Source organism: Xanthomonas arboricola pv. juglandis, assembly GCF_905367715.1.
GTDB classification, from domain to species: Bacteria; Pseudomonadota; Gammaproteobacteria; order Xanthomonadales; family Xanthomonadaceae; genus Xanthomonas; species Xanthomonas arboricola.
This window is the reverse complement of sequence record NZ_HG999362.1, coordinates 4,074,594-4,086,452: the sequence shown is the minus strand read 5'-3', so window position 1 is coordinate 4,086,452 and position 11,859 is coordinate 4,074,594. Positions and strand designations below refer to the sequence as shown.

At 66.2% G+C, this 11,859-nt stretch carries 9 protein-coding genes; 5 read left to right on the top strand and 4 right to left on the bottom strand.

Going from position 1 to position 11,859, the window contains the following annotated elements; genetic code table 11:
- Nucleotides 1-221 precede the first annotated feature (221 nt).
- On the top strand, nt 222-1,364 hold the full coding sequence (locus KHN93_RS17500; protein ID WP_065048773.1) for a pectate lyase family protein: 1,143 nt from the start codon (nt 222-224) through the stop codon (nt 1,362-1,364).
- Nucleotides 1,365-1,456: 92 nt separating this feature from the next.
- On the opposite strand, the gene KHN93_RS17495 is transcribed toward KHN93_RS17500, so the two are convergent.
- From KHN93_RS17495 to KHN93_RS17485, 3 genes are all read right to left on the bottom strand, one after another.
- On the bottom strand, nt 1,457-4,291 hold the full coding sequence (locus KHN93_RS17495; RefSeq protein WP_104560062.1) for a valine--tRNA ligase: 2,835 nt from the start codon (nt 4,289-4,291) through the stop codon (nt 1,457-1,459).
- Between the two features lie 206 nt (nt 4,292-4,497).
- A complete protein-coding gene (locus tag KHN93_RS17490; protein ID WP_211920922.1) occupies nt 4,498-4,923 on the bottom strand; it encodes a DNA polymerase III subunit chi in 426 nt (141 codons plus the stop codon).
- 121 nt (nt 4,924-5,044) lie between these two features.
- Nucleotides 5,045-6,529 carry a leucyl aminopeptidase gene (locus KHN93_RS17485; RefSeq protein ID WP_211920920.1) on the bottom strand — a complete coding sequence of 495 codons (1,485 nt, stop codon included), beginning with the start codon at nt 6,527-6,529 and terminating at the stop codon, nt 5,045-5,047.
- A gap of 107 nt (nt 6,530-6,636) precedes the next feature.
- Between KHN93_RS17485 and lptF the strand changes: the two genes are divergently transcribed.
- Nucleotides 6,637-7,719: an LPS export ABC transporter permease LptF gene (gene lptF, locus KHN93_RS17480; protein WP_039814671.1), complete on the top strand. Its 1,083-nt coding sequence runs from the start codon at nt 6,637-6,639 to the stop codon at nt 7,717-7,719.
- Nucleotides 7,716-8,822, top strand: coding sequence for an LPS export ABC transporter permease LptG (lptG, locus tag KHN93_RS17475; RefSeq protein WP_024939127.1), 1,107 nt, complete (start codon nt 7,716-7,718; stop codon nt 8,820-8,822). Before lptF ends, lptG begins: the two co-directional genes overlap by 4 nt.
- Before the next feature lie 154 nt (nt 8,823-8,976).
- Here the strand turns inward: lptG and KHN93_RS17470 are convergent, their stop codons facing one another.
- Nucleotides 8,977-9,438: an RDD family protein gene (locus KHN93_RS17470; protein WP_104560060.1), complete on the bottom strand. Its 462-nt coding sequence runs from the start codon at nt 9,436-9,438 to the stop codon at nt 8,977-8,979.
- Nucleotides 9,439-9,625: 187 nt separating this feature from the next.
- Between KHN93_RS17470 and xerD the strand changes: the two genes are divergently transcribed.
- Both xerD and KHN93_RS17460 read left to right on the top strand, forming a co-directional pair.
- Nucleotides 9,626-10,597: a site-specific tyrosine recombinase XerD gene (gene xerD, locus KHN93_RS17465; protein WP_211920918.1), complete on the top strand. Its 972-nt coding sequence runs from the start codon at nt 9,626-9,628 to the stop codon at nt 10,595-10,597.
- Between the two features lie 135 nt (nt 10,598-10,732).
- Nucleotides 10,733-11,536, top strand: coding sequence for a DsbC family protein (locus tag KHN93_RS17460; protein WP_016902881.1), 804 nt, complete (start codon nt 10,733-10,735; stop codon nt 11,534-11,536).
- Nucleotides 11,537-11,859: the final 323 nt, after the last annotated feature.

The following is an 11,859-nucleotide window of genomic DNA, read 5'->3' as shown; positions in this document are numbered from 1 at the left end:
CCGCAAGACGGGTGCTGCATTTGCGTGTGTGCGCTGCATGCGGAATAGACGCAAGCAGGAAAATAATTTTCAGAAACAGACTATTCAATACTTTTCATAAGCATTAGGATCGAGTCGCGTTCGCTAGGGGACTGGCCTTGATGGCCTGGGCGATTGCATCGGGGAGCGCGTCGTCTCATGCGGCGCGCCATCGCGTCACTCATCCAAGAGAATTCATCACCATGTCGAAAGCATCGACAGTCGTTGGTCGTACCGTTGTGGGCGTCGTTCTGGGTGCTGCGTTGTTGTCTCCTGCAGCCTACGCTGCAGATCCGTCGCTGGACGTGGCCACCACCGGTTGGGCCACCCAGAACGGCGGAACCAAGGGCGGTTCCAAAGCCGCGGCGGCGGACATCTACACCGTCAGCACGGCAGCGCAGTTGAAGGCCGCGTTGAAAGCCAAGGCGGGCAGCAACGGCCGCATCATCAAGGTCAAGGGCGTCATCGACATCAGCGAAGGCAAGGCCTACACCAAGACTTCGGACATGAAGACCCGTGCGCGGTTGGACATCCCGACCAAAACCACGTTGATCGGCCTCGGTACCAATGCGGAAATCCGCGAGGGCTATTTCTACATCAAGGCCAACGACGTCATCGTGCGCAATCTCACCATCGAAAATCCGTGGGATCCGGAGCCGAAGTGGGATGCCGACGACGGCGATAACGGTAACTGGAATTCCGAATACGACGGCCTGACCGTGGAAGCGGCCACCAACGTCTGGGTGGACCATGTCACCTTCACCGACGGTCGCCGCACCGACGACCAGAACGGCACCGCCAACGGCCGCCCCAAGCAGCATCACGACGGTGCGATGGACGTCAAGAAGGGCGCCAACTTCGTCACCATCTCCTACTCGGCGTTCAAGTCGCACGAGAAGAACAGCCTGATCGGCTCCAGCGACAGCGCCTCCAGCACCGACAGCGGCAAGCTCAAGGTGACCATCCACAACACCTTGTTCGAGAACATCTCGGCACGCGCGCCGCGTGTGCGTTTCGGCCAGGTGCACCTGTACAACAACTACCACGTCGGCAGCACCAGCAATAAGGTCTATCCGTTCTCGCACGCGCACGGTGTGGGCAAGGAGTCGAAGATCTTCTCGGAGAACAATGCGTTCGACATCAGCGGCGTGAGCAGCTGCGACAAGATCGCCGGCGACTACAAGGGCAGCGTGTATCGCGACCAGGGTTCGCTGCTCAACGGCAAGGCGCTGAACTGCTCGTGGAACAGCAACATCGGCTGGAAGCCGCCGTATACCTATAGCTTGCTGGCCGCCAACAAGGTGGCTGCAGACGTCAAGGCCAAGGCCGGCGCAGGCAAGCTGTAACGCGTCTGCTACAGGCAACGCTGCGATGCGTGCAGCGTTGCACTTTTCCCGCAACGCCCGCATCAGTGCGGGCGTTGTGTGTGTTGGCGGCGCTAGATCTTGGCGCGTTGTTCGCGCAGGCCGGTCAGCTGCGTGGTCCAGTCGTTCAGGCGCGCGCGTTCCTGCTCGACCACCACGGCCGGCGCGTTCTGCACGAACGTGGCGTTGCCCAGCTTGCCATTGCACTTGCCGATCTCGCCTTCCACGCGCTTGATTTCCTTGTCCAGGCGCGTGCGTTCGGCATCCATGTCGACCAGGCCTTCCAGCGGCACCAGCAGGGTCAGCTCACCGACGATGGCCGTGGCCGACGGCGGGGTGTCCTGGCCGGCATCAAGCCAGTCGATCGCTTCGAGCTTGAGCAGAAACGACAGCTGCGAGGCAAAGCGGCCAATACGGGCGCGATCGTCGGCAGTGCCGGCCTGCAGCAGCAGGCGTACCTGCTTGGACGGCGGTACGTTCAACTCGCTGCGCACACGACGCAGTGCCGACACCATCGACTTCAGCCATTCGACATCGGCCTCTGCGCCGGCGTAGCTGGCGGTATCGATATCGCCGGCCTGCGGGAATGCCTGCAGCGAGATCGTGGCGGCGGTGATGCCCAGGCGCGGTGCGACCTGCTGCCACAGTTCTTCGGTGACGAATGGGGTGAGCGGGTGCAGCAGGCGCAGCAGCGCTTCGAGCACGTAGAGCAGGGTGTGCCGCGTGCTGGCGGCAGCTTCGCTGTCCTGGCCATTGAGAGCGGGCTTGGCCAGTTCGACGAACCAGTCGCAGAACGCATTCCAGGCGAACTCGTACAGCGATTGCGCGAGCAGATCGAAGCGGTAGTTGGCGTAGTGCGCGTGGGTTTCTGCGGTGACCTTGTCCAGGCGCGCCAGAATCCATTGCTCGGCTTCGGTGCGCGGCTGCGGTACGCCGGCAAAGCGCGCGCCTTCGGTGTTCATCAGCACAAAGCGCGTGGCGTTCCACAGCTTGTTGCAGAAGTTCTTGTAGCCTTCGGCGCGGCCGAGATCGAACTTGATGTCGCGGCCATGCGTGGCGAGTGCGGCGATGGTGAAGCGCAGCGCGTCGGCACCGTGGGCGATGATGCCGTCCGGGAATTCCTTGCGCGTGGCTTTTTCGATCTTCTCGGCCATGCGCGGCTGCATCAGCCCGTTGGTGCGCTTGGCCACCAGGTCTTCGATGCTGATGCCGTCGATGATGTCCAGCGGATCGAGCACGTTGCCCTTGGACTTGGACATCTTCTGGCCCTGGGCATCGCGGATCAGGCCGGTGATGTAGACATCGCGGAATGGCACCTGGCCGGTGAAGCTGTCGGTGGCCATGATCATGCGCGCCACCCAGAAGAAGATGATGTCGAAGCCGGTGACCAGCACCGACGACGGCAGATAGCGCTCGAAGCCGCGCTCGGCCATCGCGTTCGCATCCGGCCAGCCCAGCGTGGAGAACGGCCACAGTTGCGAGGAGAACCAGGTTTCCAGCACGTCGCTGTCCTGGTGCAGCGCGACGTCGGCACCCAGGCCATGTTTGGCGCGCACCTCGGCTTCGTCATGGCCGACATAGCACTTGCCTGCCTCGTCGAACCACGCCGGGATGCGATGGCCCCACCACAGCTGACGGCTGATGCACCAGTCCTGGATGTTCTCCATCCAGTGGCGATAGGTGTTGATCCAGTTCGGCGGCACGAACTTGACCTGGCCGCTTTCGACCAGTTCCAGTCCGCGCCTGGCCAGCGCGTCCATCTTCACGAACCACTGGTCGGTGAGATAGGGCTCGATCACCTGGCCGGTGCGATCGCCGCGCGGCACCTGCAGCTTGTGCGGCTTGGTTTCGACCAATACGCCCAGGTCTTCCAGTTCCGACAGCACCAGCTTGCGTGCGTCATAACGATCCAGGCCGCGATAACGCTCCGGCGCATTCTCGTTGATGGTGGCGGTGACGGTGAACAGGTTGATCAGCGGCAGGTCATGCCGCACGCCCACCTGGTAATCGTTGAAATCATGCGCAGGCGTGACCTTGACCACGCCGGTGCCGAAGGCGCGGTCGACATAATCGTCGGTGATCACCGGCACCTGCCGGCCAGTCAGCGGCAGCACGATGCGGGCGCTGTGCAGCGTGGCGTAGCGCGGGTCGTCCGGATGCACCATCACCGCAGTGTCGCCCAGCATGGTTTCCGGGCGCGTGGTGGCGACCACCAGGTAATCGCGGGTTTCGCGCAGCGTCTCGACGCCGTCGGCATCGTGTTCGACGTGCTCGTAGGTCACGCCGTCGGCCAGCGGGTAACGGATCGACCACAGGAAGCCGTCTTCTTCGACGTTTTCCACTTCCAGGTCGGAGATCGCGGTCTTCAGCACCGGGTCCCAGTTGACCAGGCGCTGGCCGCGATAGATCAGGCCCTGCTCGTACCAGCGCACGAAGGCTTCGTTGACCGCGGCCGACGGCTGCGGGTCCATGGTGAAGGTGCTGCGCGACCAGTCGCTGGAGGTGCCTAGTCGGCGCATCTGGCGCTCGATGGTGTCGCCGGACTCGGCCTTCCATTCCCACACCTTGGCGATGAAGCCCTCGCGCCCGAGCGAGTCGCGCGTTTCGCCGTTGCCTTCCAGGGCCAGGTTGCGCGACACCACCATCTCGGTGGCGATGCCGGCGTGGTCGGTGCCCACCTGCCACAGCGTATCGAAGCCGCGCATGCGGTGATAACGCACCAACGCGTCCATCAGCGTCTGCTGGAATGCATGGCCCATGTGCAGCGTCCCGGTCACATTCGGCGGCGGCAGCAGTACGGTATACGGCTCACCCTTGCCGGACGGCACGAAATAACCGGCCGCCTCCCACTGCGCGTACAGGCGCGATTCGAAGGAAGAGGGTTCGTAGCTGGAGGCGAGGGTGGTCATAGAGAGGCGGCGATTCGTTGTTCGGGATTCGGGATTAGTTGCGTCATGGGGCCGGCGAGAAGCACTGGCAATCCACTCATCAACATCAGCGGTGTGCGGCGGAGCGAGGATCAGCTATTCGGAAGTCGTCGTTGGATGCAGCCTTGGGGTGCGCAAAAAACCTGCTTTTACCAATCCCCAATCCCCAATCCCGACTCCCCACCCACTCACATGTCGTACTTGGTCAGTTCCAGGCCCAGGGCCTTGTACTGCTTCCAGCGCTCGCGCAGCGGTTCGCGGGCGGCGGGGTCGGCCGGGACGACTTCCAGTACGCGGTCGCAGGCGCCCAGGTAGGGGTCGTCGCGCAGGTTGATCACCAGCGGGCGCGAGGGAGCATCGAACTCCGGCGCGACGATCAGCACCGGCGCCAGTTCGTCTTCCTCATCGGTGCCGGCAATCTGGTGCGGGATGTAGGCCTCGTCGTCGAATGCCCACAGCAGGTCGTCCAGTGCCTCGGCCTGCGCGGCGTCGCGCGCCAGGATCAGCGTGGACAGGTTGGCGTCGTTGGCCTTGCGCGCCAGCTCGCAGACCAGCCGCAGCGGTTCGTTGAGGAAGCGCGGTTTGGCGATCAGGTAAAAGTCGGCACGGGGCATCAGGGCAGGGATTCGTTGAGGGGGATTCGGGATTGGCAACGGCAGGTCATGGCCGTCCGCACACTGCTAAGGACGGCGGGATGCATGCGCTTTGCACGCATCCCGAATCTCCATTCCCCAATCACGCCGCGCCGCTTGCGGCGCGATCCAGCAGCCACTGGGTCAGCAGCCCCACCGGGCGGCCGGTGGCCATGCCGCGCTTGCCTTCGTCGCTGGCGACGCCGGCGATGTCCAGATGCGCCCAGCGCTGGTTCTCGGTGAAGCGCGACAGGAAGCAGCCGGCGGTGATCGCGCCGCCCCAGCGGCCGCCGATGTTGTAGACGTCGGCGAAGGTGGAATCCAGCAGGCCCTGGTACTCGTCCCACAGCGGCAGGCGCCAGGCGCGGTCGAACACGTGCTCGCCGGCGGCCAGCAGTTCGTTGGCCAGGTCGTCGTGCTTGCTCATCAGGCCGGCAGTCTGGTGGCCCAGCGCCACCATGCAGGCGCCGGTCAGCGTGGCCACGTCCACCAATGCTTCGGGGTTGAAGCGCTCGGCATAGGTCAGCGCATCGCACAGGATCAGGCGGCCTTCGGCGTCGGTGTTGCCGACCTCGATGGTCTTGCCGGACATGCTGGTGATCACATCGGAGGGGCGATAGGCATTGCCGTCGATGGCGTTCTCCACCGCCGGCACCACCACCACCAGGTTGATCGGCAGCTCGGCCTTGACGGTGGCCACGAAGGTGCCGATGACGTTGGCGCCGCCGCACATGTCGTACTTCATTTCCTCGATGCCGCCCTGCGTCTTGAGGTTGACGCCGCCGGTGTCGAAGGTGATGCCCTTGCCGACCAGCACGTAGGGACGCGCGTCGCCGCCGCCGTTCCACTTCAGCACGATCAGCCGCGGGCGGTTGGCCGAGCCACGCGCCACCGACAGCAGCGAGCCCATGCCGAGCGACTCCATCTGCGTCTCGTCCAGAATCTCGGCCTCGGCGCCGGGGAACTTGCCGGCGAACGCGGCGGCGGTTTCGGCCAGATAGGCCGGGGTGCAGTAGTTCGGCGGCAGGTTGCCCAGCTCGCGGGCGAACTCCATGCCCTCGGCGGTGGCCACGCCCACGGCCAGTGCACGGGCGTCGTCGCCGGCGATCGCCAGCGTGGTCAGGCCGGTCTCGTCGACCTTCTTCTTGCCCAGCGTGGCGGTGTAACGGTAAGCGGCGTGGTCGCTGACGATGATGGCCTGGCGGATGTTCCAGGCGCTGTCGCGTGCCTTCACCGGCAATTCGGTCAGGGTGAGCAGGGCGGTGCCGACCGGGCCGGTCTTCAGCGCGCGGGTCGCGTCGCCCACCGCCTTGAGGTACGGCGCCACGCCGAACTTGCCGGCTTCGCCCAGGCCGACCACCAGCACGCGCGGGGCGGCGACGCCGGGCAGGTCGTGCAGCAGGCTGGTGCTGCCGGTCTTGGCAGCCACATCGCCACGTGCCACCAGGGCCGTCAGACGGCCCTGGCTGGCGCTATCGAGTGCCTGGGCAGCGGGCGACAGGGTCTTGTCGGCGAACACGCCAACCACGATGCAGTCGACGGCGGCGCTTGCCGGCGCGTCTTGGTTCAGGGTGAATTGCAGGGCCATTGATCAGATTCCGTAGGCAAATCCGTACAATCGCGGGCTGTTTACGCCAACCGGACTAGGCTGGCGCCGCCGCGAACGAATCCGAGAGTTTAAAACAAGCCCACCCCATGCCGAAGCTCGATCGATACCTGCTTAGCGATTTCACCCAGAGCTTCCTGGCCACCTTGATCGTGCTGCTGGTCGTCAGCGTCGGCGGTGTGCTGGTGGATATCCTCGGCAATATCGCCGACGGCCGCATCCCTGCTCGCTTGCTGCTGTCTCAGGTAGGCCTGCAATTCGTGGCGTATCTACCGATCATCCTGCCGCTGGCGCTGATGCTGGGGCTGTTATTGGCACTGGCGCGGCTGTACCGCGATTCAGAAATGGCCGTCATCACGGCTATCGGTGTGGGCCCGCGGCGCCTGTTGCGGCCGATGCTGATGCTGGTGGTGCCGGTGGTGGTGGTGATCGGGCTGTGCTCGCTGTGGCTGGGCCCCTGGGCCAGCCGCACCGCCGAGACCATGCTGGAAGACGCCAACCGCAGCATCGTGATGGCCGGCCTGGAGTCGGGCAAGTTCACCCCGCTGTCCGGTGGCGGGGTGGTCTACCTGACCACGATCTCGGCCGACGGCAAGGGCCTGGGCAAGGTCTTCATGCAGCGCCAGAAGGACGACCGCATCGATGTGGTCACCGCCGACCGCGGTGCGATGTTCTTCGAAGGCAAGGCCGACCGTTATCTGCGCCTGGAGGACGGCTACCGCATCGAAGGCCCGGCCGCCGGCAACACCCTGGACTACCGCCTGATGAAGTTCGCCAGCAACGATGTGGCCTTGCCCGACCGGACCCAGGTGCACGATGCCAACGATCCGGAAGTGATGTGGACCACGCAGTTGCTGTCGGACCAGCGCCCGGCCGCGCGCGCGCAGCTGCATGAGCGCCTGGCGCCGCCGCTGCTGGCGCTGGCCTTCGCGCTGCTGACCCTGCCGCTGTCGCGCAGCGCGCCACGGCAGCAGCGGTATGGCCGGATCATGCTGGCCTTCCTGGCGTACATGGTGGGCACCAATCTGATGATCGTCGGCACCCAGTGGATCGCCAATGGCAAGACGCCGGCCGCGCTCGGTCTGTGGTGGCTGACCCTGCCATTGCTGGCGGTGGCGATCTGGGCGTATGCGCGCGATGGCCGCGTGCGTCGGCCGAGGGTGCGCGCATGAGGCTGATGCCGCGGGTGCATGACTGGTACATCGGGCGCGCGGTGTTGTTCACCGTGCTGCTGACGTGGGCGGTGCTGCTGGGCCTGGATCTGGTCAACGCCTTTGCCAGCGAGGCCAAAAGCATCGGCCAGGGCAGCTACAGCTTTGGCCATGCGGTGGCCTATGTGGCCTATACCGTGCCGCGCCGGGCCTACACCTTGTTTCCCACCGCGGCGGTGATCGGCGCCTTGATGGGCCTGGGCCAGCTGGCGGCAACGTCCGAGCTCACCGCGCTGCGCGCGCTGGGCGTGTCGCGCAAGCGCATGTCGGCCTCGGTGGTGGCGGCCATGGCGCTGCTGACCGCCACCATGGTGATCAGTGGCGAGACAGTGGGGCCGTGGGCCCAGAACCAGGCCGATACCCTCAAGACCAGCGCCCGCTACAACAGCAATATGGCCGGCTCGCGCTATTCCGGCCTGTGGGCGCGCGAGGGCGACACCTTCCTCAACGCGCTCAGCGGTGAAGAAAAGCTGCTCGATGGCGGCGGCACCGCGCTGGACCTGCACGATGTGCGGCTGTACCACCTCGATGCCAGCGGCCGCATGCAGCAGCTGACCTACGCGGCGCTGGCCGAGAACCGCAACGGGACCTGGACGCTGCGCCAGGTGCGCCGCGACACCTTCCAGGAGCGCTCGGTGCAGCGCGAAACCTTCCCCGAGCTGCCGTGGCAATCCCAGCTCAGCCCGGCGGCGCTGGCGGCCGGGCTGGCCAAGCCGCGCAACCTGTCCGCGCGCGATCTGGAACAGAGCATCGAGTACCGCCGCCGCAACGGCCTGGACGCACGCGACTACGAAGACCAGTACTGGAGCCGCTGGTTCTATCCGCTCAACGTATTGGCGCTGTGCCTGGCGGCGATTCCGTTCTCGTTCGGTTCGCTGCGTAGCGGCGGCCTGGGCAAGCGGCTGTTCCTGGGCATCCTGTTCGCGCTGGGGTTCTGGCTGCTGCAGCTGTTCTTCGGCCGCATGGCCGGCGCACTCAAGCTGGATTACCGCATCGCCTACGCGCTGCCGCCGATGGTGATGCTGGGCGTGTCGGCATGGCTGTTCCGACGGCGCAGTAGCTGACGCCGATGCGTCGGTTTAGCGTCGGCGGAACCGTGTTCTGCCTGTTCTAGGCAGCGGTTGTCGCTTCACGCGTCTGGGCGGTCAGTACGTCGCATGACCGCCGCACTCCTGCGGTGCCTGCCGTAAAGATCGGCAAGAGGCCGGCCTGGTCGTTTCAGCGTTTGGGTGTGCGCTGCAGCCGGGTGCCGCTGGCGCGGTCGTGCCAGGCCAGGCGGTCGCGGTCCAGCCAGGCCCACCAGAATCCTGCGCCAGCCAGGGCCAGCGACAGCGTGCCGACGGCATAGCGGATCCAGAGTGCGCGCCAGGTGGCTTGCGGGCCGACCAGCGACAACCGCCATGGGCGCATGCCCAGGGTCTGGCCACCCCGTCGCCAGCTGACGGTGGCGTACACCCCGGCGGCGATCCAGCAGCACAGCCACAGCAGCCATTGCCAGCCGCTGAAGGGGGCAATGTTTTCGCGGGCCGGGTGCCCGGCAAGCGTAAAGCCCAGCGTGAACGCGGCGGAGATCAGCATCCATAGCGCCAGGACCGGCCAGGCGTCATAGCACAGGGCCAGCAGGCGCCAGACCACCAGGGCGGGCGGGCGCGCGCTGCGCGGTAAAGGGGACAAGGTCATGCCGCGAGCATAGCCGGCGCAGCCGATCGGGCAACGTCGCGCTGCGGCAATCCCGCGCCGGGCCGGGCCTGTGCGTCGAGGCAGGAGCGATAGGGTGGGTGGCCCGTCGAGGCAAGCCGCACCGCCAATCTCGCGCCTGGCCAACACGGCGCGCCGCAAATCGCATGTCACGCTCTATGCTGTTGCGATGTCAGCCAGCAGTCCCGCCGAACGTCGCCAACTGGCGCAACACCTGCCCCCGGTGCAGGCCGCCGATGCCGCCGCCATCGAACGCTTCCTGGACCGGTTATGGGCCGAGCAGGGCGTGGCACGGCAGACTCTGGACAGTTACCGGCGCGACCTGGAAGCGCTGGCGCGCTGGCGCGACGGTGCCGGCGGCGGCCTGCTGGGTGTCGATCGGGCGGCGTTGTTCGACTATCTGCGCTGGCGCACCGAGGCGCGCTATTCGCCGCGCAGCAATGCCCGGCTGTTGTCGACCCTGCGTGCGTTCTATGGCTTGTGTCTGCGCAATGGCCTGCGCAGCGACGACCCCACCGCATTGCTGGATCCGCCACGTTTGCCGCGCTCGCTGCCCAAGGCGCTGACCGAAACGCAGATCGAGGCGCTGTTGGCCGCGCCCGCGATCGACACGCCGCTGGGCCTGCGCGACCGCGCAATGCTGGAGCTGATGTATGCGGCCGGCCTGCGCGTCAGCGAACTGGTCAACCTGCCGGCGGTGGGGGTCAACCTGCGCCAGGGTGTGCTGCGGGTCACCGGCAAGGGCAGCAAGGAGCGGCTGGTACCGCTGGGCGAGGAATCCCAGCACTGGCTGGAGCGGTATCTGAGCCAGGCGCGCCCGCTGCTGGCCAGCCAAAAGGCGGTGGCGGCAGTGGATGGGCAGGTGCCGTTGTTCATCAATGCAGCGCGGCAGCCGCCCAGCCGCCAGCAGTTCTGGGCGCTGGTCAAACGCTATGCGGCGGTGGCCGGGATCGACCCCGCCACGGTGAGCCCGCACGGGCTGCGGCACAGCTTTGCCACCCATCTGCTCAACCACGGTGCGGACCTGCGCGCGCTGCAGATGCTGCTCGGTCACAGCTCGCTGTCCACCACGCAGATCTACACGTTGGTGGCCCGTCAGCACCTGCAGAAGCTGCACGCCGCCCATCATCCGCGCGGCTGACTGCGGCTGCAGGCGCCGCGGCGGCCCGCCGTGGCCCATTCAGCGGCTCGGCCGGTAAACAAAGCATCCCGCTCGCTGCCTGGCTTCATCTGTGCTGTGCGAGAATCCAGGCACCCCATTCCACTGGATGCGTGAATGTATCGTCTTGCCATCGCCGCGCTGCTGGGCGCAATCAGCCTTACCGCCTGCGCGCAATCCTCGCAGCCTGCGGCAAGCAATGCCGGCGCCAAGCCAGCTGCCGCCGCTGCCCCCGCCGCTGCGGGCAATGTGGACCAGCGTGTGAGCGTCGCGCTCAAGGCGCTGGATCCGGATTTCAAGCCGGACTACATCGGCGCCGCGCCGTTTCCCGGTTTCCGCGAAGTGGTGGTCGGCGGGCAGGTGCTGTACGTCAGCGACGACGGCCGCTACCTGATCCAGGCGCAGCCGTTCGACATCCAGAACAAGCAGTTCGCTGCCAGCCCGGGCCTGCTAGCCTACCGCCGCAAGCAGCTGGAAACCGTGCCCAAGGCCGACCGCATCGTGTTCGCGCCGGCAAACCCCAAGTACACCGTGACGGTGTTCACCGACGTGGAATGCGGCTACTGCCGCAAGCTGCACAGCGAGATCGGCGAGCTCAACAAGCAGGGGATCGCGGTGGAATATCTGGCGTTTCCGCGCATGGGCCTGGGCAGCCAGGACCACAAGGAAATGATCGCGGTGTGGTGCGCGGCCGACCGCAAGCAGGCACTGACCGCGGCCAAGTCCGGGCAGCCGGTGAATGCCAAGGACTGCAAGAACCCGGTGTCGATGGAATACACGCTGGGCCAGCGTCTGGGCGTCAATGGCACCCCGGCGATCTTTGCGCCGGACGGCACCCAGCTCGGTGGCTACCTGCCGCCGGCGCAGCTACGTGAGGCGCTGGAAAAGCGCGCGGTCAGCACTGCCGGCGGCAGCCGCTGAGGTATCCGACAGCGGCGCCGGGATGCCGGCCGCTGCGGCGGTCGGTGTGATCGATCAGGAGGCCGGAATGCATGCATTCCGGCCTCTTGCGTTTCAGGGTCGGGCTGGCTGCACGGTTGATGCGGTGAGAGCGGCGGTGGGCCGGTGGTGGCTAGCGCTGCGGACGTTGCCACCGTGCGGAGACCGGCCCCAAGGCAGGTGGGCGCGACAATCCCTGCCGGCATCGCCATCCGCCTTCGCCGTTGCCGCACCGGCAGGAACGCGCCGAATCCGGCCCGGGTTGTGCGAATGATCACTGCATGGATCGGCGGCCCACCCACGCC